This is a genomic window from Nocardia brasiliensis IFM 10847 (assembly GCF_000710915.1).
Lineage (GTDB): Bacteria > Actinomycetota > Actinomycetes > Mycobacteriales > Mycobacteriaceae > Nocardia > Nocardia brasiliensis_A.
In genome coordinates this window covers 1-19,427 of sequence record NZ_BAUA01000114.1, presented here as the reverse complement: position 1 = coordinate 19,427, position 19,427 = coordinate 1, and the positions used below count along the sequence as shown (strand labels likewise).

General features: G+C 67.6%; 28 protein-coding genes. 18 read left to right on the top strand and 10 right to left on the bottom strand.

Annotation, left to right across the window (positions count from 1 at the left end; translation table 11 throughout):
- Nucleotides 1-4: 4 nt before the first annotated feature.
- The 12 genes from NBRGI_RS24195 to NBRGI_RS24135 all read left to right on the top strand — a co-directional run bounded on the left by NBRGI_RS24195 (nucleotide 5) and on the right by NBRGI_RS24135 (nucleotide 8,350).
- Nucleotides 5-538: a hypothetical protein gene (locus NBRGI_RS24195; protein ID WP_029899519.1), complete on the top strand. Its 534-nt coding sequence runs from the start codon at nucleotides 5-7 to the stop codon at nucleotides 536-538.
- Nucleotides 531-1,130 (top strand): C39 family peptidase, encoded by a 600-nt coding sequence (locus NBRGI_RS24190; protein ID WP_063726300.1) that lies wholly within the window; start codon nucleotides 531-533, stop codon nucleotides 1,128-1,130. Before NBRGI_RS24195 ends, NBRGI_RS24190 begins: the two co-directional genes overlap by 8 nt.
- Complete coding sequence (locus tag NBRGI_RS24185) at nucleotides 1,127-2,044, top strand: glycoside hydrolase family 25 protein (RefSeq protein ID WP_051727998.1); 918 nt, start codon at nucleotides 1,127-1,129, stop codon at nucleotides 2,042-2,044. The genes NBRGI_RS24190 and NBRGI_RS24185 overlap by 4 nt, the downstream gene beginning before the upstream one ends.
- Nucleotides 2,041-2,295, top strand: coding sequence for a hypothetical protein (locus NBRGI_RS24180; protein ID WP_029899516.1), 255 nt, complete (start codon nucleotides 2,041-2,043; stop codon nucleotides 2,293-2,295). The genes NBRGI_RS24185 and NBRGI_RS24180 overlap by 4 nt, the downstream gene beginning before the upstream one ends.
- An 82-nt stretch (nucleotides 2,296-2,377) precedes the next feature.
- Nucleotides 2,378-2,641, top strand: coding sequence for a hypothetical protein (locus tag NBRGI_RS24175; RefSeq protein ID WP_029899515.1), 264 nt, complete (start codon nucleotides 2,378-2,380; stop codon nucleotides 2,639-2,641).
- Nucleotides 2,631-3,218 carry a hypothetical protein gene (locus tag NBRGI_RS24170; RefSeq protein ID WP_029899514.1) on the top strand — a complete coding sequence of 196 codons (588 nt, stop codon included), beginning with the start codon at nucleotides 2,631-2,633 and terminating at the stop codon, nucleotides 3,216-3,218. The genes NBRGI_RS24175 and NBRGI_RS24170 overlap by 11 nt, the downstream gene beginning before the upstream one ends.
- A gap of 1 nt (nucleotide 3,219) precedes the next feature.
- Entirely contained in the window at nucleotides 3,220-4,317 is a 1,098-nt protein-coding gene (locus NBRGI_RS48470) for a hypothetical protein (RefSeq protein WP_162483025.1), read from the top strand.
- Complete coding sequence (locus NBRGI_RS24160; protein WP_029899512.1) at nucleotides 4,317-4,613, top strand: hypothetical protein; 297 nt, start codon at nucleotides 4,317-4,319, stop codon at nucleotides 4,611-4,613. The genes NBRGI_RS48470 and NBRGI_RS24160 overlap by 1 nt, the downstream gene beginning before the upstream one ends.
- The gene (locus NBRGI_RS24155) at nucleotides 4,613-4,930 is read left to right on the top strand and encodes a phage fiber-tail adaptor protein (RefSeq protein WP_148310928.1); all 318 of its coding nucleotides are present in this window, start codon (nucleotides 4,613-4,615) and stop codon (nucleotides 4,928-4,930) included. Before NBRGI_RS24160 ends, NBRGI_RS24155 begins: the two co-directional genes overlap by 1 nt.
- 120 nt (nucleotides 4,931-5,050) lie before the next feature.
- A complete protein-coding gene (locus tag NBRGI_RS24145; protein WP_029899510.1) occupies nucleotides 5,051-5,440 on the top strand; it encodes a phage tail fiber protein in 390 nt (129 codons plus the stop codon).
- A gap of 16 nt (nucleotides 5,441-5,456) precedes the next feature.
- A complete protein-coding gene (locus NBRGI_RS44145) occupies nucleotides 5,457-7,184 on the top strand; it encodes a hypothetical protein (protein ID WP_036560586.1) in 1,728 nt (575 codons plus the stop codon).
- Nucleotides 7,185-7,207: 23 nt separating this feature from the next.
- Entirely contained in the window at nucleotides 7,208-8,350 is a 1,143-nt protein-coding gene (locus NBRGI_RS24135) for a hypothetical protein (RefSeq protein ID WP_148310927.1), read from the top strand.
- Nucleotides 8,351-8,365: 15 nt separating this feature from the next.
- On the opposite strand, the gene NBRGI_RS45365 is transcribed toward NBRGI_RS24135, so the two are convergent.
- The 7 genes from NBRGI_RS45365 to NBRGI_RS24095 all read right to left on the bottom strand — a co-directional run bounded on the left by NBRGI_RS45365 (nucleotide 8,366) and on the right by NBRGI_RS24095 (nucleotide 11,540).
- Complete coding sequence (locus NBRGI_RS45365; RefSeq protein ID WP_051727997.1) at nucleotides 8,366-8,881, bottom strand: hypothetical protein; 516 nt, start codon at nucleotides 8,879-8,881, stop codon at nucleotides 8,366-8,368.
- A gap of 118 nt (nucleotides 8,882-8,999) precedes the next feature.
- Complete coding sequence (locus NBRGI_RS24125) at nucleotides 9,000-9,302, bottom strand: Clp protease N-terminal domain-containing protein (RefSeq protein ID WP_029899507.1); 303 nt, start codon at nucleotides 9,300-9,302, stop codon at nucleotides 9,000-9,002.
- 14 nt (nucleotides 9,303-9,316) lie between these two features.
- The gene (locus tag NBRGI_RS24120) at nucleotides 9,317-9,667 is read right to left on the bottom strand and encodes a hypothetical protein (protein WP_029899506.1); all 351 of its coding nucleotides are present in this window, start codon (nucleotides 9,665-9,667) and stop codon (nucleotides 9,317-9,319) included.
- 107 nt (nucleotides 9,668-9,774) lie between these two features.
- The gene (locus NBRGI_RS24115; protein WP_029899505.1) at nucleotides 9,775-10,059 is read right to left on the bottom strand and encodes a hypothetical protein; all 285 of its coding nucleotides are present in this window, start codon (nucleotides 10,057-10,059) and stop codon (nucleotides 9,775-9,777) included.
- Nucleotides 10,056-10,862, bottom strand: coding sequence for an SAM-dependent methyltransferase (locus NBRGI_RS24110; RefSeq protein WP_029899504.1), 807 nt, complete (start codon nucleotides 10,860-10,862; stop codon nucleotides 10,056-10,058). Before NBRGI_RS24110 ends, NBRGI_RS24115 begins: the two co-directional genes overlap by 4 nt.
- A gap of 229 nt (nucleotides 10,863-11,091) precedes the next feature.
- A complete protein-coding gene (locus tag NBRGI_RS24100) occupies nucleotides 11,092-11,283 on the bottom strand; it encodes a hypothetical protein (protein WP_029899502.1) in 192 nt (63 codons plus the stop codon).
- Nucleotides 11,280-11,540, bottom strand: coding sequence for a hypothetical protein (locus NBRGI_RS24095; RefSeq protein WP_029899501.1), 261 nt, complete (start codon nucleotides 11,538-11,540; stop codon nucleotides 11,280-11,282). The genes NBRGI_RS24100 and NBRGI_RS24095 overlap by 4 nt, the downstream gene beginning before the upstream one ends.
- A 193-nt stretch (nucleotides 11,541-11,733) precedes the next feature.
- Between NBRGI_RS24095 and NBRGI_RS24090 the strand changes: the two genes are divergently transcribed.
- Nucleotides 11,734-12,900 carry a helix-turn-helix domain-containing protein gene (locus NBRGI_RS24090; protein WP_029899500.1) on the top strand — a complete coding sequence of 389 codons (1,167 nt, stop codon included), beginning with the start codon at nucleotides 11,734-11,736 and terminating at the stop codon, nucleotides 12,898-12,900.
- Nucleotides 12,900-13,145: a hypothetical protein gene (locus NBRGI_RS47630; protein ID WP_148310926.1), complete on the top strand. Its 246-nt coding sequence runs from the start codon at nucleotides 12,900-12,902 to the stop codon at nucleotides 13,143-13,145. The genes NBRGI_RS24090 and NBRGI_RS47630 overlap by 1 nt, the downstream gene beginning before the upstream one ends.
- A gap of 44 nt (nucleotides 13,146-13,189) precedes the next feature.
- On the opposite strand, the gene NBRGI_RS24080 is transcribed toward NBRGI_RS47630, so the two are convergent.
- Nucleotides 13,190-13,660: a pyridoxal-dependent decarboxylase gene (locus NBRGI_RS24080; protein ID WP_029899499.1), complete on the bottom strand. Its 471-nt coding sequence runs from the start codon at nucleotides 13,658-13,660 to the stop codon at nucleotides 13,190-13,192.
- Between the two features lie 160 nt (nucleotides 13,661-13,820).
- Here NBRGI_RS24080 and NBRGI_RS24075 point away from each other — a divergent pair, with 160 nt between their 5' ends.
- Entirely contained in the window at nucleotides 13,821-15,194 is a 1,374-nt protein-coding gene (locus NBRGI_RS24075) for a dipeptidase (protein ID WP_029899498.1), read from the top strand.
- On the opposite strand, the gene NBRGI_RS24070 is transcribed toward NBRGI_RS24075, so the two are convergent.
- Nucleotides 15,191-15,835: an MBL fold metallo-hydrolase gene (locus tag NBRGI_RS24070; RefSeq protein ID WP_029899497.1), complete on the bottom strand. Its 645-nt coding sequence runs from the start codon at nucleotides 15,833-15,835 to the stop codon at nucleotides 15,191-15,193. The genes NBRGI_RS24075 and NBRGI_RS24070 overlap by 4 nt on opposite strands.
- 129 nt (nucleotides 15,836-15,964) lie before the next feature.
- Here NBRGI_RS24070 and purS point away from each other — a divergent pair, with 129 nt between their 5' ends.
- Nucleotides 15,965-16,201 carry a phosphoribosylformylglycinamidine synthase subunit PurS gene (gene purS, locus NBRGI_RS24065; RefSeq protein WP_014981451.1) on the top strand — a complete coding sequence of 79 codons (237 nt, stop codon included), beginning with the start codon at nucleotides 15,965-15,967 and terminating at the stop codon, nucleotides 16,199-16,201.
- Nucleotides 16,198-16,875 (top strand): phosphoribosylformylglycinamidine synthase subunit PurQ, encoded by a 678-nt coding sequence (gene purQ, locus NBRGI_RS24060; protein ID WP_029899496.1) that lies wholly within the window; start codon nucleotides 16,198-16,200, stop codon nucleotides 16,873-16,875. The genes purS and purQ overlap by 4 nt, the downstream gene beginning before the upstream one ends.
- 7 nt (nucleotides 16,876-16,882) lie before the next feature.
- Here purQ and NBRGI_RS24055 read toward each other — a convergent pair whose 3' ends face one another.
- On the bottom strand, nucleotides 16,883-17,959 hold the full coding sequence (locus NBRGI_RS24055) for a substrate-binding domain-containing protein (RefSeq protein WP_029899495.1): 1,077 nt from the start codon (nucleotides 17,957-17,959) through the stop codon (nucleotides 16,883-16,885).
- 52 nt (nucleotides 17,960-18,011) lie between these two features.
- Here NBRGI_RS24055 and NBRGI_RS24050 point away from each other — a divergent pair, with 52 nt between their 5' ends.
- Nucleotides 18,012-18,443, top strand: a complete 432-nt coding sequence (locus tag NBRGI_RS24050) for a MarR family winged helix-turn-helix transcriptional regulator (protein ID WP_014981454.1) — start codon at nucleotides 18,012-18,014, stop codon at nucleotides 18,441-18,443.
- Nucleotides 18,444-19,427: the final 984 nt, after the last annotated feature.

Below are 19,427 nucleotides of genomic sequence, written 5' to 3'. Positions count from 1 at the left end.
TTCTGTGACCGAACATCCGATTTTCCGGGACGGCGGCGACCAGCTGACCATGCTGATGGCGCTGTTGGACGCCTTCCCGGGCCAGGCCGGGAACCCCGACGTGCTCGTGCCGATCCATCCGCGCGTTCGCCAGGCGTGGGCGCAGGCGCTGATCAACCGCGGCGTAGTGGTCGTGCCCGACCTCATGACCGAGATGCCGGTCGGCACCGGCGAACACCCCGAGGCCGCGGCATGGCTGCAACCTCAACAGTGGGTCAAACGCGAGGAATACGAGCAGCAGGCCGCCGCACGCGCCGAGGCCGCGCCGGCGTCGACACCCGAGCAGCAGTACACCCAAGCCGAGCAGATGCTACGCGCGGTCAAACCGAGCCTCGCCGATCAGATCGCGGCGATGACCGACCCCGAACAGCGCGCCGCGATGGCCGCCCAGCTGGAGAAGGACATCCCGCGTCACATCGATGTAGTGCGCGCCGCGCAGGAGCAGCTCGAGAAGGCACGCCGGAAGGCACAAGCACAGGAGGCCCCCGACGATGAGTGAAACCGTGCTGTCCTACGACCGGTCAGTTGTGCCGCAGGAGACACCGTATTGGTGCGGACCCGCCTCGACGCAGGTCGTGCTGAGCGGGCGAGGCATCCATGTCACCGAACAGGCGATGGCCAACGCGATGCGCACCACCCGCAACGGCACCGACCACATCGGGCTGATCGCGCCGGTGCTCAATGCGTTCTGCGGAGACGTTTACCTCGTGCGGCAGATGCCCGACGATCCGCCCACCCCTGGCCAGATCGATCGATTGTGGGCCGACATCCGCGCCAGCATCGACGCCGGATTCGGGATCGTCGCCAACATCGTGGCCCCGCCGTCGAACTACCCACGCGGGGTGAACGGATCGGCGTCGCCCGCCTACAGCGGCGGGACGGTCTATCACTACATCGCGCTCATGGGCTACTCCGACGACGAGGCTATCTGGGTCGCCGACTCCGGATTCCGCCCGTACGGGTATTGGATCTCCCTCGGTCAGCTCGCCTCGCTGATACCGCCGAAGGGCTACGCGTGCGCGCCGCTGGGCGCCCCGGACATCGCGGTGTGGGACGAGATCGCGACGCAGATGATGGGGCCGCGGTCATGACCGTCTACGGCGTCGACATCTCCGGATGGCAGCGGGGGATCGACCTCGATCAGGTTGCGGGCGAGGGGTTCTCGGCGGTCATTGCGAAGGCGACCGAGGGCAGCACGTACACCAGCCCCGCCTACCACGAGCAGAAGGCCGGGGCGCAGCGAAACAACCTGGCGTTCATGGCCTATCACTACGTCACCACCACACCGGCGGCCGCGCAGGTCGACAACTACGAGCACGCGGAGCCCGACCGCGGCGTGCCGGTGATGCTCGACCACGAGAACGGTTCCGGTCAGATCGAAGTGCTGCGCGGCGTGCACGCCGAGTTCGTGCGCCGCGGCTACCACGTCGCCCTGTTGTATCTGCCGCGCTGGTACTGGGACGGCATCGGCCGCCCTGACCTGTCGGGCCTGCCGCCTTTGATGGCCTCGAGCTACGGCAGCGACCAGACCGGCTACGCCTCTGCGCTCTACCCCGGCCCCAGCGCCAGCGGCTGGAACCCCTACGGCGGCAACAGGGTCGCTGTCCTGCAATTCACACAAAGGGCCCGTGTCGCCGGTCTCCAGATCGACGCGTGGGCCTTCCGCGGCACGACCGCGGAACTCACCGCGCTGTTCAGCGCAGACAAGGAGCACCCCATGTCCGATGCAGAAGATGTCGCTGTCCAGCTGATGGGCCCAGACCGCGCGGGCTGGACCGAGCTGCTCGGCAAGGCGGTCGAAACCGCCCCCGACCGCGGCCGGTATCTCGTCGAGGCGGTCGCGGTCATCCTCGATCAGCTGTGCGGTTCGCCGAATTTCGACGGCTGGCCCCAGCTCGGCGACGGCGCCGACAGCGACAACCCGCGCCGCACTCTCGTCGACGGCATCGCGCACGTGATGCGACAGAACGAGCGGATTCTCGAACTGCTGGAGGCGAAGTCGTGAACGCGTTGCGGAAGTGGTGGAACGAGGAGCCCCTCGCGGCCCGGGTCGGCCCCGTGGTCGTGCTCGTCGTCGGCTACCTCGTCAGCAAGGGGATCGTCGACCACGCGACCGAGGATCTGATCATCGGCATCGCCGCGGCGATCCTCGGCGGCGGCGCGCTGGTGACGGCGCGCGCGAAGGTATGGCCGGAGCTGAAACTGCCGGCCGCCGTACGTGCTCTATTGCGGCCCGTGTCGGGCGACGAGGACTGAGCGGTGACCGGGCCTCGGGGTGGCCCGCGCTGGCTGCTCGGGCGAATCCCGGATGTGTGCACGTGTGGAGAGGTGGTGAAGCGTGGACGAGAACGGACTCCTGGTCAAGGTGCTCGCAGGCATCTCGGTGGCGATAACCGTCGGGTGGCTCGTTTCGTTCGTGCTGATGCCGGCGATCCGGGCCGAGGACTATCGGCCCCAACCCGAGGTCGCGGTCGCGATGACCGCGGTCATAACCAGCATCGCGGGACTTCTCGGCACCGCCTATTTCAAGGCTCGTCGCCCGCGCGACGAGGCCCGCGACGAGGACGAGGACGCCCCGGATGGTGATGGAAATGATCACTAACTACTGGCTCGCTGTGTTGGTCGGGCTGCTCATCGGCAGCGTGATCACTGCGACCGGTATGTATCTGCTCGGGTTCCGCCGGGTGCGCCGCGGTCGGCGCACCCGGCTTGTTCCCGAACTCGACCGGCGGCCTATCCGCGTGCGGTGGCGTCAGTTCCGCGAGCGGCTCGCGTCGGTAGAGCTGCGCCCGCCAGCGTTCACCGTGATCGTGATCATGATGGCCGTGGCTGTCGTGCTCGGGCTCGTGCAGATCGTGTCGTTCACGCTGCATCAGCGGGAATGCAACGCTCAATTCCGAAGCACCTCACTGGAATTGCGGCGCATCGGGACCGAGGATCGCGATCTCGAGAACCAGGACGATCAGTTACGCAACCAACGCGACGACGCCTGGTCAGCCATGATCGAAATCCTCGTCACGCCACCACCCCCGGGCGAGCGGGTCGACGCGTTGGGTGCACTCAATCGCCTACGCGCCACGACGCGGGCGATCGACGTCCGCCGCGACCAACTCGTCGCCGAACGCGCGGCTCTCGAGCAGCGCCGCCGCGAGCAGCCGGTGCCACCCGAGCGGTGCTGACGTGAGCTTTCCAGCCGGGGCCCCGTTCGACGGCGGCGAATACGGAGCATCGGCGGGCCCCTCGATCCCCGGCATGTCCGCGCGCACCGAGGCCGCAGTCACCGAGCAGCTGAAATCCACTGTCGGCGATGGCCGCTGGGGGCAAATCGACGGCGGACTATTCGCGATCATCGCCGCGATCATTCAGGCGATACTCGGCGGGTTCGGCTCGGTACTCGAGGCGATTTTCGGGGTCGTGAACGACGATTTCGTAGGCAATATGCCGGTCGTGCAGGCCCAGGCCGGGGCGATCGCGAGCACTGCGGCCGCGGCGGTCACGACGTCGGTGATCGACGGCCAGACCGTGACCCGCTACCTCTACACCGGCAGTGGATCGTGGACGAAACCCACCCCGCCGGCGGGCATGCGTATCAGCCGGATCGCTGCGGCGGTGATCAACGGCGGCAACGGCGGCAACGGGCCCCCGGGCACCAATTCCGACGGCGCCGAGGGTGGCGAGGGCGGCGGCTACCGCTATCAGGAATGGTCCGACCACACCATGGTCGGAGGCACGGAAACGATCACGGTCGGCGCGGGCGGGCTCGGAGCCACCGTCAACAGCATCGGTCAAGTCGGCGGCACCAGCTCGTTCGGTTCGCTGCTCTCCGGTAAGCCGGGCACCTCGAATGTGTTCACGGCGCAAGGGGCGGTCGCCTCGACCTGTGCGCCGGGCCGCGGCGGCGACGGAGGCGGTGGCGGCGGCGATGACGGCTATCAGTACATGTCGCCGGGGTTTCGGGGCCAATCGACCGCTCTGGGCGTTGGTGGTGACGGGGGCCCGCCGGAAACGTCTGGTGCTGCGGCGGGCACCACCGCCACTGACCCTCACATCTTCTCGGGTGGTGGGGGCGGCGGCGGTGGCGGCGGCAACAACGCCGGGCCCGGCGCGACTGCGAACTCGCGCCCTGGAGGTGGCGGCGCGGGGGCCGCTCCCGGTGGCGGCGGTGGTGGCGCGGGCGGCGGGCGCCGGGGCGGGCTCCTGCCGCCTGCATGGCTGCCCGGCGGCAACGGCGGCAACGGCGCGGTCGCCGTCTGGGTCTACATGGAGGTGATTCCCTGATGATCGCGAATCTTGTTCTCGCCGAACATCCCTCGTGGATCGGTGACGCTCAGATCTGGCGGGTCGACCCGCCCTATCGGGGACACGAATATCTCGCAGTCACCGTGCATCCGGTCGAGTATTCGCAGTGGCGCAATGCCGGAGTCGATGTCGTCGGCTGCACCGCCAACGGCGGTATCCCCGGCGCGACGGTCGACCCGATCTATCAGTCCTATGTCGTCTCCACGCACGCCGAGGTCCTGACCGATCTCGGCTATGAGATCGGCGACCCCGTCACCGCCGAAGGGAACGAATGATGTTGTACCCGAGGCGGATCAAAGACCCCGAGGCGAATCTCGACTACCGGTTCGTATGGGGGCAGGGACGGCCCACGGAGCGGGTGCCCGGCGAGGTGCCCTGGCTCGATGACGGCGAGACCATCTCGAGTTTCGAGGTCACCGTGCCCGCCGGGTTGACCATCGAATCCCAGGAGGCCACCGACGACAGCAGCGCCGTGCTCGTGTGGCTGTCCGGAGGAACCGCGGGCACCGAGTACGAGGTGCGGTGCCGCATCACCACCAGTGCGAGCCGGACCGACGTCCGCCGCATGACCCTCTCAGTAGAAGCGAGGTAACCCACCATGACCGCAGCATTCGATGCCAGCACCTGGGCCGAGGCCACCGTCACGCACGCCGACGGCACCACCGACGCCGAAACCATCACCGAATCTGTTGAGACACAGGAGGACTGACCGATGACTGTTGGTATCCACACCGCAAATCTGGCGAACAAGATCCTCGACCACCTGCGCGGCGGCACCGCCTGGACGCAGCCGTCGGGCATCTACGCCAAGCTGCACATCGGCGATCCCGGCTCGGCGGGCACCTCGAATCCGTCGGCCCTGACCACGCGCAGCCAGGCGACGTTCGGGGCGGCCGCGTCCGGGGCTATCGCGTTGACGGGTACGAATCCGTCGTTCGCGATGACCGCGAGCGAGACCGTCTCGCACGTCTCGTTCTGGGATGCCTCGTCGTCCGGGAACTTCTTGTGGTCGGCGGCGCTCACCGCGTCCAAAGCCGTGGTCAACGGTGACACGTTGACCCTGACCGCGGCGGGGCTGAGCCTGGCGCCGCTCGCGGCATAGCCGCAAGGGTGGCCCGGTGCCCGCCCCGTCGCGCGTCACGACCAACGGCACGAGCACGGCACAGTCCGCGTCGACGTCGGCCTCGCTGGTCGTCAACTATCCGAGCGGGTCCGCCAGCGGTGATCTGCTCGTGTTGTGCGTCGGCACATACCGCAATACGGCGGGCACCTACACCCACACCACCCCTTCGGGGTGGACGCTGGCCGAGAACAACAACCAGTCCGGCGCATCCGACGCCAAGAACTACAGCATCTTCTATCGGTTCCGTGGCGCGGAAACCAGTGTCACACTGAACTTTTCGGTCGCGGTTACCAGCTTGGCAGGCATCGTCGCCTACCAGGGCGCGACCGTGGACGCGTCGAACCCGATCAACATCGACGCCAGCTCGTTCGACAACTCGTCGAGCACAGGGTTCACCACGCCGAGCGCGACCACCACCACCGGGCAGGTAGCCCTGCTGTGCTGGGCGTTCGGCATCCGCGCCGCCGCAACGACATACACGTTCACCTGGACCTCACCGGCGACCGAAGTACTCGACGCCTCGGTTGCCATGTCGGGTATCACCGCGGCGCACGGCATCAGCGCCGGCGTCGACAGCCAGACCGCGGCGGGCGCGACCGGCACCCGGACCGCCACCTCGAGTACCGCGGTGCTCGGCCGGTTCACGGCGACGCTCGCGATTGCGGGCGTACCGATCACGGCGAGCACTCAGACCGATGTGACCGTGAGCCCGACCGCGACCGCGGTGCGTGGCGCGCTCGGGGATGCGCCGACCACGGTGACAGCAACCCCGACCGCCACGGCGCAACGGACCGCGAACGCTTCTGCGCCGCTGGAGATCACCGCCGCAGCCACCGCCGACGCTCAACGCGGCCAACCCGCCTCGACGTCCACCACGATCACCGTCGGCACGAGCGCCACCGCCGCCGTCAACTACGCCGCGGCGGCCGCACTCGCGGTGACCGCGGCGCCGACCGCCGGTGCAGCGTGGTCGGGCACGGCGCAAGCGCCCCTGGCGATCACCGCGGCAACGACCGCCGACGCGTTCGCGGGCCCGGTGATCCTCGCCGACACCCTCGCGGTGACCGCGGCGCCGACCGCGGCTGTCGATCGCACCACACCGGCGAGCGCTCAGACCGACGTGACAGCGGCCGCGACCGCGACCGCCGCCAGAGCGGCCACCGCAGGTGCACCACTCGCGGTCACGGTCGGACTGACCGCCTCGGCGTCGACGCCGGCCTCGGCCCCACTCGCCGTCGCAGTCGGGCTGAGCGCCGAGGCCGCGGTCACGCGCCCCATCCAGGCAGTCCCCCTCGTCGTCACTGTCACCCGCACCGCCGCGTTCGCTGCCCTTTTCGCGACGAACCCGACCACGATCACCGTCACGCCCACAGCGGCCGCGGTCCGGACCGCGGCCGGAGTCAAGACCGCCAACGGCGCACTCGTCGTCACCGCGACCGCGACCGCGGCGGTTACCCGCAACACCCCCGCCGACACCGCGACCACGGTCACCGCCACCACCTCGGCCACCGCCTCGGCATCCCTGCACGCCAGCACGGGACGGGTCATCACCGTGCGCACCACGGCGACAGCACGCGTGCTCGGCCAGCCCGAGCCGGACACGCCCCGCGCGCGCGTGCAGGCGATCACCACCGAGGACCGGTCGGTTGTCGTCACCCAGGAGTCACGCACACAGGCAGCCGTAGCCGATCCGCGGCGGGTTGTGGCCTACCAACTCACATAGCTCAACTTTCATGGAGGTTTACCGTGGCCTGCTACTCCAGTGACTTCAACGCCATGGCCGGGACGAGTCTCGGTGCGGACTGGACCGAGAGCGGCGGGGACCTCGGCGTCACCGCCGGCATGCTCGCGGTGCAGGGGACCGCGACCGGTCGCCGTGCCGCGATCTACAACGCCGAGACCGACACCCCGTACCAGAGCGTGGAATTCACCGTCGGCTCGGCACCGAACACCTCAGCAGGCGCGGGGGCGGTGTTGCGATGCAACGCGGCCGCGACCGAGATGATCATCCTGAGCACCGCCGCGAACGGCTGGAGTCTGGGCCGCATCAACGGCATCACCGGCACTTTCACCGGAATCGGTAACCACGCGGTCACGATCCCGGTCGGTACCGTGGTGCGCGTCCAAGTCGACGAGAACCACGTCTATTCCGTCTACCTCAATGGGGTGAAGTCCGGGCCGTCCTTCCGTCACGCGATGTGGGGCGACGCGAACCACCGACGCTGCGGGCTGTTCGTATCGCGGACGTGGTCGGCCAATTCGCACAGCCTCGATAACTTCGTCGGCCGGGACGTCATCCCGTACAGCCTGTTCGCCTCCGACGATTTCACCGGGGCATCCCTTAGTGCGGACTGGATCACCCGGTTCGGGCCGCTGTACGTCGCGTCGGGCGAACTATCCGCGGTCGGCAACGCGTCCGAGCCGATCTCTTTCGGCTGGCACGCAACACCGTCCACCAGCGACGACCAGGCGTGCGAGGCCCGCATCAGGTGGAACGGGCGCAACCCGCTGCACTCGTCGGTCAGCGTGTGCGTGCGCGCCGACCCGGCGAGCAACCATGGCGGGGTGCACTATTGGCGCGTCGCGGACAAGCACGGCATCTGCATGTACTCGTGGGACGGAACGGACTTCACTTCCGCCACCGGGCTCGCCGGCATCATCAGCACGACGAAAGCCCCTGAGGGCGGCAAGATCCGGCTGGAGGCGCGCGGCACCGTCTACACTGCGTTCCTCGACAACGCGCCCGTGCTGCAAGGGACATTCACGACAACGCAAGTACCCCTGAGTAATCGGCACTGCGGCGTGCACGGCGAGGACGACTCCGCAGTGTCCGGGGGCGGCGCACCTCCGGCGAACCTCGACGACTGGGCCGCCTACGCCATCCTGTAGCGGCGGTCCCGCAGGTCATTTGCCGCCGAGGGTGGTGGTCAGCGGCAGTTCGAGATCCTTCCTGGTGTAGGTGAGCTCGCCGCGGCGCGCGATCTCGAGGGTGTAGAACTTCTCGGTGGCCGGGACGTCGAGCATCGTCCATAGGAACATGCAGTCGGACCCGTCTTTCGAGCCCTTCTCGAGGGACGAAACACCGATGGTCGTACCAGACTCGTTGGTGAGCACTACCCGGGTTCCCTGGCGAATGTCGCTGTATCCGCCCGAGCCTTCGCACCCGCCAGCGGCCGCCGCGTCCCAGCTCGCGGAGCCGATCAACGTCATCGTTCCGACGACGAGTAGCGGCTTCGGTTGGTCTCGGCGGTTGTCGTATGCGCGATACCCGAAGTAGCCGGCCGCGGCCAGTGCCGCGCCGATGACGACGCCCGCTGTTAGCACCAATGCGAGCGTCCGATTTCGCCGGCGCGGCCGCTCGGCCTTGTCGATCGCGTTGTTGTCCGACTGTCCGGCCGCGCCGGGGAGGCTGTCCTCCATGGAATCCCCTTGTTGAATGTGGCCGAGACGCTACTCGGCTGCCGGGGATGTCGGCATCGATTCGCCGATCGATACACAAACGCGCCCGACTCTTAACGAGTCGGGCGCGTTTTGTTGTTCACGAGGGGTTGATGTCGGGCGCGCCGTCGACCACGCGCCCGTCGAGCATCCGCGCGCGGTAGCTCGTCGCGTTGTGCGCCTCCGATCGCATCGTGTTGTCGAGCGCCTGGCCGATGGCGTCCGGGTCGAGCCCGAGCCGCCGCAGATCTTGGGTGGGCACGGCGTGCGGGTCGGCGAGGATCGCGAGCATGAGGTGTTCGACGCCGAGGTATCCGTCGCCGCGTTCGATGGCGATCCGTGCCGCGCCTGCAATGGTGTCGTGGTAGCGCGGCGTGATGATGAGTCCGTCACCGGTGGCCATAGTTCATCCTCCCATCAGGCGCCTGCGCCGAGGACTTCGTCCCAGTCCCAGTAGTCCGGGCCGATCAGATCGGTGTGCTTGCGGCAGATGAAGTAGGACCAGCCTCCTTGCGGGTGCCGCACCCGCACGTGCTGACCGTCGTTCAGCCGCGAGCAACTGAGCTTCGGCGTTCCCGCCGGTGTGCCCTCCGATTCCGGCCATGACCCGTCGTGGCTGCCCTTGCAGGCGCTGTTCGGGTCGCGTGCGTCGACGTGCCCGAACAGGCATGGCCCCGCGTGGGCTGGCGCGTCGACCGCTGGCGTGATGCCGGTGAATGCGACTGCGGCCCCTGCTGCTGCACTCGCTACCGCCATGATCAGTTTCATCGACTCCCCTTTCCTCCCCCGGCCCGATGCCGGGCTGATTTGAAGTGCGGCGCCCGGCGTTCCACAACCGGGCGCCGCCGCGGCGAGACGGGGTGCAGCCGTCTCGCCTACCGGGACGGTCGCAGCCCCGGAGTCTGTGACCGGATGGCGTTTTCGGTCAGGTGCATCGCCGTGCGCACCTGTTCGGCGAACATTTCGTCGTATGCGCTGGGCTGCGCGAGGGCGTCCGCTGTCTCGTACTCGGCATCGAGAGCGGTCTCCGCTCGAAGTCTGGGCAGGCATTGGCCGGGGCAGGCGTGGTGAATGGCCAGGGCGTAGACCGCGGCGTCGCCGCTCAGCGCTCCCGGGTCGGCGAAGCAATCGACGTAGCCGGGCAGCGTGCTGGCGTTCACGCGTCACCGCCGATGCGGCCGATCGCGGCGTCCATGACCATGCGGGTTTTCGGCAGGTCGGGACGCAGCCACTCCTGCACCGGCACGACACCGGGTTCGAGCAGCTCGAAGCCGTCGAGGAACGCCTCGGTCTGCGCCGGTGACCGGAAGCAGACCTGGGCTGACGTGCCCATGGTGGCCGTGAGCACCTGGAGCACCTCGGGGGCGGACTCGGTGGAGCCGTGCGTGATTGCCAGCAGGCTGCCCGGCGCCATGGCGTCTCGGAACGCGGCGACGATCTCGCCGGGGCTCTCGTCGTCCATCACGTAATGCAGGACGCCGATAGCCGTGATTGCTACGGGTTCGTTGAAGTCGATCAGGGTTTGGTTCTTGACCTGATCGAGGATCTCGTCAGGGCGGCGAATGTCGCTCAGCAACGCCGTGATCCCGCGTGGCCCGGCCAACAGTGCGTCGCAATGGGAATGAACCACCGGGTCGTAGTCGACATACACCACCTCGGCGGACGGGTCGATCTCGCGAGCCGCTTCGTGCACGTTGGGCGAGGTCGGGATGCCCGAGCCGAGATCGATGAACTGCCGGACACCGGCATCGGCGGCCATCTGAACCGCTTTCAGCATGAAGCTGCGAGCGAACCACGCCACCGTCTTAATCTCCGGTGCGCGCGAGAGCATTTCGTTGCCCATGTCCTGGTCGACCTCGCGGTAATCCTTCCCGCCCAACAGGTAGTCGTACACCCGCGCAGAGTTCAGCGCGCCGGGGTCGAACGGTTCCGGCGTCCCGCGCAGCGGGGGGTCGGTGCTCATCACTGCGCACCACCACCCCGGGCGAGGTCACGTTGCGACTCGAAATCGAATAGCGTGCGCTCCCACAACGAGCGCGGCATGCGCCCGAACGCTTTGCCCAGCTCGATACCGCGGAGGTTGCGCTCACCCGCTCGGGTGCGGAGAGTGTCGACTCGTACGGTGCCCGCTTCGACGCGCCATGTGACCGAGCAGTCGGCCACCCGGGTTATGTGTGACTCGCCGTCGGAGGTCATACCGCCCCCCGGCATCCGAGGCTGTACGCGTGGGCGTTGAACGTCTGAAGGCACGACATTCCGTGTCCGTCGTGAGTCGCGAGGATGTAGCGCGCCTCATCGAGACCATCCGGAAAGTCGACGTCGTCGCCGCAGAAGCGGTGCCGGTCGGCCCAGCGCTCGCGCGCGAAGGCGGTAGCGTCGATCACCGCTTGACCTCCTCGACCGGCGTGATCTCACCGGCATCGACGAGGACCCACCACGCGGCGCGCTTGCGGTCGCAGTCGTCGACGTCGCAGTTGATGAGGTCCTGCATGATCTCGTGCGCCTCGTCGATATCGGGCGGCACGGGCGGGGCGGCGTGGCAGGTCTGCTCGCCGGCGTCACCGGGTCTGATGTAGAGGCCGATCCCTCCGACGAAGGCGAGCGCCAGGGCGAGAAAGACAAGCAGAATCAACGCGGGCATTGGGTGATACCCCTCGGATGTGGTGTGTTGTGTTGGAGGCACCCAGCGGCGGGGGTATCGACGTGTGGGCCGGTGGCTCGGGGGCCGCCGGGACGACACCTGGTCCGTCGCTGGATGCGAATCCGACGTTAAGCCCTGGTGAACGCGCTACTGTCCTGTAAATGTCCTCTTTTTCGGTGCTACCGTTGGACGCATGAGTGACAACGCCGCGATCGGCAAGAACATCACTCGCTGGCGCCGGCGCAGGACATTGACGCAGGTACAGCTAGCGAGCCTCGCCGGAATCAGTCGGTCCCGCCTGTCCGACGTCGAGAACGGCAAGGAAGCTCCGAGTGCGATGTGGGTTGGCATTGTCGCGTCTGCGCTCAATGTCGACGCGTCGGTGTTGAAGCGCGGTGAAGACACCGAGTTGGACCAGGCGGACGTCATCGTCCCTACGGTCCGTCGGGTAGTGGCGTCTGTGGACCTGCTGCCCGATATCGACCCGGAACCACTGGAACGGCTAGTACCCCTGGTCGAACAGGTGGGGCGCTGGCGTCACGCTGCGGCGTACACGAAGATCACCGAGGTACTGCCGGAACTCGTCGACCAACTTCTTGTTGCGGGCCTGCGCGACGGAGCCCCGGCGTACGAGCTGCTGGTCACTCTGTTCCGCGCAGGAAACACGTTGTCGCACAAGACAGGTCACTACGACCTGAGCACGTTGGCGACCGAGCGCATGGTCTGGGCTGCGACTCAATCCGGCGACCCCCTGTTGATCGCGACCACCCAGTACGTGAAGTCGGCGGCGCTTGCGCGGGTGGGCGAGACGCAAAGAGCGATGCAGCTGGCAGATCGGACCATCTCTGAAATCGAATCGCTCGCTGACGATCAATCTGGCGCGGCGGTGTTGTGCGCGCTGCACATGCGCCGGGCAGGGCTTGCCGCACTGTTCACCGACACAGCTACTGCGGAAACTCATTTCGCCGAGGCGCGCGCACTCGCGGAGCGTGTCGGCGATCGGCAGTCGTATGGCACTGTCGTCGGCCCGACCAACCTCAAGCTATGGGAGATGTCCGCGCAGCTTGATCTCGGCGAGATCGGCAAAGCAATGGAGATCGCCGAAGAGGTACGCCTGCCTGAGGGATTTCCGAAGGAACGTCGAGCACACTTCTGGCTTGACTGGGGCCGTGCCTACCTAAGCGCCGGGAAGCCGGACGCGGCGATCGAAGCGCTTGCCAACGCGAAAGAGGCTTCCCGCGAGTACTTCCGGAAGAGTCGGGCCGTCGATCTCACGCTGGACACCATCCAAACACACCCTGCTCGCATCGCAGCGGACAAGCTGCGGCCGTTGCTCGCCGCGGCGGGCAAGGACCTCTGATGGCTGAAGCGCTGCCTACCCGGCCGGGAATCTATCGCGACGTCCGCCGGGATCTGTGGACGTTCGATGGCGAGAGGTTCAGGCACATCGCGCGGTGGATGGCGACCGGCCCGATGTGGCCCGTCCACGACCACCCCGGCGTACCGGCCGACCTGATGGCTGCGCCGGTCGATCCCGGCGCCGAGGTTCTCCCGCTTGAGTGGGTTCCGATCGGCGACGTGCCGGAGGAGATCACGCTCCCGTAGGAACATGAGAGGGACCCTTTACACAGTTCAGCGGATAAGTCCCGCTAAATGAATTTCTCCCAGCAGACCTGCACCGGGCCGCAGACGAAATTGGGTGTACCGGTGCCGCCGCGTTGCCGCCAGCGGAACTTGGCGGCCAGGCCGCCGAGCATCGCCGCCTCGCTGGAACCGGTGGTCGAGGTGCCGTGCGTACCCGCCGGGTCGGGGCAGTGCCACAAATCGGCGATCATTCGCACGCAGCGTCGCTCCAGCTCGGCGGTCTGCGGATACTCGTCCTTGTCGACGATGTTCTTGTCCAGTGACTCGGCCATCAGCCTGCGCGCCGTGTCGTCGGTCCAAGTGGTGCAGAAGGTCGCGAGGTTCATCCGCGAGACGCCGTCGAGCAGCAGCTCGTCGTGCACGATCTCGTAGGCGACCTGGGGGCGGAGTTCATGCTCCGGGAAACCGGCCCGCGGCGCGATCCGGTCGATGCCGGGTAGCGCGAACAGGTCGTCGGACTCGGGGGTCTCGGACATCGGCTGCCTCCGGAGGGTCGGCTCGCGTGCTGGTACCGAACTGCGCTCGGGTACCAGAATCACACACGTGGCGCACGGCGGTGCGGGGCGCGGCGACACGAATCGGCCGTTGCGCGATATTTCACTCGGTGGACCGGTCAGTTCGTGCCAGAGTGGACCGGTGACCGACGATTCTCGTACCGCCGAACTGCGCGCGGCCGTGGCCGCGCTGATGCCACAGGCGAAAACCGATCTGACACAACTGGTTTCGTTCAAATCGGTGGCCGACCCACGGCAGTTCCCGCCGGAGGAGTGCGACCGTGCCGCGCAGTGGGTGGCGGACGCGTTCGCCGCGGCGGGGTTGACCAGGGTCGGCCTGCACGAGACGCCGGACGGCAGCAAGGCGGTCATCGCCGCGCGTCCGGCGCCGGAGGGCGCGCCGACCGTGCTGCTGTACTGCCACTACGACGTGCAGCCGCCGCTGGACGGCGCCGCCTGGCACTCGCCGGTCTGGGAACTCACCGAGCGCGACGGCCGCTGGTACGGCCGCGGCAGCGCGGACTGCAAGGGCAATATCGTCATGCACCTGACCGCGCTGCGCGCGGTGGGACCGGACCTGCCGCTGGGCATCACGGTGGTCGCCGAGGGATCCGAGGAGCAGGGCACCGGCGGGCTCGAGCGGTTCGTCGAGACCAACCCGGAACTGCTGCGCGCCGACGCGATCGTGATCGGCGACTGCGGTAACTTCGCCGCGGGGGTGCCGACGCTGACGGAGACGTTGCGCGGCAACGTGAATGTCGTGGTGACTGTCGAAACTTTGACCAGCCCATTGCATTCCGGCATGTTCGGCGGCGCCGCCCCGGACGCGCTCGCGGCCTTGATCCACCTGCTCGCCTCGCTGCGCGACGAACACGGCAACACCACCGTGGCGGGCCTGCAGCACGATCAGCGCTGGACCGGCGTGCAGTACCCGGAAGACCAATTCCGTAGCGACGCAGGCCTGTTGCCCGGCGTCGAGTGCACCGGTGACGGCACGGTCTCCGACATGCTGTGGGCCCGGCCCGCGTTGACCGTGCTCGGCATCGACGCGCCGCCGGTGGTCGGGTCGGCCGCCGCGGTGCAGCCGTCCGCGCGCGCCCGGCTCAACCTGCGCATCCCGCCCGGTACCGATCCGGAACAGGCGCACAAGGCGCTCGTCGCGCACCTCGAGGCGAACACGCCGTGGAACGCGAAGCTCACCATCGAACTCGAAGGCGTCGGCGCCGCGTTCAGATCGAGCAGCGGCGGCCCGGCGCGCGAGGCGATGGAGGCGGCGCTGACCGCCTCCTATGGGCGCCCCACGACCACCCAGGGCCAGGGCGGCTCGATTCCGCTGTGCAATGTCTTCGCCGACACCTACCCGGCCGCCGAGATCATGCTGCTCGGCGTCGAGGAACCGAAGGCGCTGATCCACGCGCCGAACGAGAGCGTGGATCCCAGCGAGATCGAGCACATGGCCCTGGCCGAGGCGCTGTTCCTGCTCGACTACGCCGAGCAGGCCCGGCGGGCGCGCTAGAACTCGCGCTGGTCTTCCGGCTCCACCACGGTGAATTCTGTTTCGGCAGGCCCCATTTCGGCCAGCCTGCCGAAGTAGATGCCCTGCGCGGCGGGCTCGATGATGCCGTAGTGGATGGGCAGCGCGGTGCGCGGACGCACCGCGCGCAGGTAGTCCACGGCCTCGCTGAGCCGCATCCACGGCGCGGCCGCGGGCAGTGCGAGCACGCCGACCGGGACCGGCGGCACCCACAGCGAGTCGCCCGGGTGCACCAGCTGCGCCGGATCGTCCGGGGTGCCCAGTTGGAAGACGGTGTTGTCGACCACGGGCAGCTCCGGATGGATCACCGCGTGCCTGCCGCCACCGCCGGTGATCCGCAGGTCGCCTAGTGCGAGCACGTTGCCCGCGTGCACTGCCTCCCACGGCTCGCCGCGCTGCTGCGCGGTCTGCGGATCGGCCAGCAGCCGCGCCCCCGGATTGGCCTCGATCAGCGCCTCGATCCGGTTCGGGTCGATGTGGTCGGGATGCTGGTGGGTGATCGCGATCGCGTCCAGGCCGGTGAGGCCCTCGAAGCCGTGCGAGAAGGTGCCGGGATCGAAGAGCACCTTCTTACCGTGCAGCTCGACGAGTAGGCAGGAGTGGCCGAAGTGAGCTATGCGCATGGCGCCATGTTAGGCGCGGTGCGGTTCGCGGCCCTCGCCCGCGAAATTTGGCCGACCCCGGAGGTGCCGCGGGCAACCAGCACAACTACGCTGCTGAGGTAACCCCCCACCCCACTTGAGGAGCAACGCGTGGCACGAGTCGTGGTCGAGGTGATGCCGAAGGCCGAGATCCTGGACCCCCAGGGGCAGGCCATCGTCGGTGCACTCCCGCGCCTGGGATTCGAGGGCATCTCGGATGTCCGGCAGGGCAAGCGATTCGAGCTCGACGTCGACGACAGTGTCGGCGACGCGGAGCTCGCGCAGATCGCCGAATCGCTGCTGGCCAACACCGTGATCGAGGAGTGGAAGGTGGTTCGCCTGCCATGACGGCGCGGATCGGAGTCATCACCTTTCCGGGAACGCTCGACGATGTCGACGCGGCCCGTGCGGTGCGGTTGTCCGGCGCCGAGGCGGTCAGCCTGTGGCATGCGGACGCGGATCTGAAGCAGGTCGACGCGGTCGTGGTGCCGGGCGGTTTCTCCTACGGTGACTACCTGCGTGCCGGCGCGATCGCCCGATTCGCCCCGGTGATGGGCGAGGTCGTGCGCGCGGCGCAGTCCGGCCTGCCGGTGCTGGGGATCTGCAACGGTTTTCAGGTGCTGTGCGAGGCCGGCTTGCTGCCCGGCGCGCTGACCCGCAACGAAGGTCTGCACTTCATCTGCCGCGACGAGTGGCTGCGGGTGGAATCGGCGGCTACCGCGTGGACCTCGCGCTACGAGGCCGGCGCGCAGATCCTCATCCCGCTCAAATCCGGTGAGGGCCGCTACCAGGCGTCCACCGCTGTGCTGGACGAGCTGGAGGGCGAAGGCCGGGTGGTCTTCCGCTACGCCGGTGACAACCCGAACGGTTCGCAGCGCGGCATCGCGGGCATCGCCTCGGCCGACGGCCGCATCGTCGGCCTGATGCCGCACCCCGAGCACGCGACCGAGCCGCTCACCGGCCCGAGCGACGACGGCCTCGGCCTGTTCCTTTCCGTGCTCGACACGCTCGTCTCGGCCTGATCCGCCGTCAGGTGATCCGGTCGACGATGTCGAATTCGACGCCGTCGGCGCGGGCGATGAAACCGTGCTGGATCGCCTGATTGCCTTGAAAGGCGCGCTGGCCGCCGGGGGTCTCCAGGATCACCCCGTGGTCCAGCGCGCCGAGGACTTCGGGCACGCGCAGTGAGCCGACCGCGTGCGCGAGCCCGGCCAGCGTGTGGATGGCCTCATAGGTCATATTGCTGAAACTGGTCAGCGCGGGGGCGAATTCACCGTGCCGTCTGCGATAGCGGGCTACCCGGTCGCGCCCGTCCGGTGAACGCTCGTCGATGAAAAAGCTGGATGCCACATAGAAGTTGTGGTTGGCCCCGGGGCCGCCCGCCAGCAAGACGTTCTCGTCCGCCGCCGGGCTGATCCGTAGTTGCGAGGCCGCGCGGCCGGTGGCCGCGAATTGCCGGTTGAACCGGGACACGTCCGCACCGACCATCAGGATCATCACGCCTTGGGCCTGGTCCAGCGCCGGATGGGAGAGGAAGTCGCCGAAATCGGGTGAACCGAGCGGCACGAACCGCTCGAGCACGATGGCGTCGGGGTCGGCCAGGCTGTTGCGGATCGCCTTGGCCGATTCCCGCGGCCAGATGTAGTCGTTGCCGATGATCGCCCAGCGCCGGATGCCGTGCTCGCGGCCCAGCCAGTGCACGGCGGGCAGCGTCTGTCCCGCCGGATGCTCGCCCAGCATCAGCACACCGGGCAGCTCGTCCGGCAGGCCCTCGTGTCCGGTGGCGAACAGATAGGGCACCCGGCTCGCGGTCGCTCGCGCCACTGCCAGCCGCACGGCGGAGGTGTGCCAGCCGGTGATCGCGTCCACCATTCCGGTCGCGAGCAGGGCGGAAACCTCGCTCGCCACCTCGTGCGGCGGCCTGCCGCCGTCGATATTCGTAGTACGAATTTCGCGACCGAGAATTCCTGTGCCCCGGTTGATTTCGTCGACGGCCAGCGAAATCGCCGCGTCGCACGAGGGGGCCACGATACCGCCGGGACCCTGCATCGGAACGATGTTCAGGATCTCGATAGTGCCCTCGGGGCTCTCGCCGAACGCTGACATTCGGTACTCTTCTTCTCGTTCGAGCGAAATTCATGGCAGGCAGGAAATAACAATGACGACCATTGTAAGCGGATATTCGACGCTGCATGGTGCGCTGCGTGCCGCAGAACGCGGTTGGCTGCGTCACTTGGACGCAGCACTGTGTGCCAGGCAGCTCACGGCCGATCAGTGGTCGATGCTGTCGAATCTCTCCAGTGAGACCGGCATCACGATGAGCGAGCTTGCGGCCAGGTCACAGCTGGCGCCGTCCTCGGCGACCAGGCACGCGGACTACCTGGCCGAGCGTGGTCTCATCTTCCGGCTCGCCGCACAGGACGACCGCAGGCGGATCCTGATCGGGCTCAGCAGGCTCGGCGCGGAACTCGTCGCGTCGGTGCGCGCCGAAGAGGCGCGCGCGGAACAGGAACTGCGCGCCCGGATCGGTGCGCGCCGTTATGCGGACCTCATGCGACTGCTGGAACTCGTTTCCGTGAATCCGGGGTAAGCGCGTATTCATCCGACGTATGTCCAGAACGTCCGATCTGTGATCGGCGCTGTTTTCCCTTGTCCGCCAAACCATTCCACCCGGAACTAACGGGCGGCACCGGTCATTCGAACCGCCGCGGGGATTGTTTCGCGGCCATGTGAGTGGCCGTTCATTGCGGCCGTGCAATAGTCGGGCACGGCCGCGACTCGGCGGTGCCGCCGTGGGGTCTGTCGGCCCGCTGGAGCCGTCGGCCCGCCCCGGACGACTAACTCGTCCATCTTTCCTTTTTTTGTCGGCACAGCGGCCGGCCGGGCTCGGCCGGCCGCTTGTGCTGCCATCGGCCGGATTGGGTTGTGCGGGTTGAGCATTGATTTGGTCGGACGACCGACCAGTTAATTATGGAGTAGCCATATTCTATTTAAATGAAGTCCGGAGCGAGGCGACTTCGTTTAATTTCCCGACACGCCGGGTCGGATCGTCACGCGCCACGTGACAGTTGGCATGATCACCAGCGCTAAGTCATCCATGGATCGACCTACAAACAGGAGGAACAATGCTGCTGCCCGTGGTTGGAAGTATGGCCGGTGCCGCTATTGCTGCGCTTACCGTCATCCTCGGCATCATCATCGCGGTCATCTAGCACTCCGTTCGAACCGAGTTCGTGAAACTGCCTCCGGTGTGAGGCGACCTCGGCTAAGTTCCTGAAATGTCGAGGTAGTTCGACATCTCTGATATCGGCAGCGGCACATCCGCCGCTGTGCGATCACTAGCTCTACCGACAACAGGAGGAACAATGCTTCTGCCCGTGGTTGGAAGTATGGCCGGTGCTGCCATTGCGGCTCTTACCGTGATCCTCGGCATCATCATCGCGGTCATCTAGCTTCCCCAGCTGGCTGAGCTCTCCCCGCCTCTCGTCCGAGGCGATCCTCGGCCGATTTCCTCTCCGGCCGAGATGGTTTGACATTCTGAAATCGAGAGTGGCATGATCGCCGCTGCTCGATT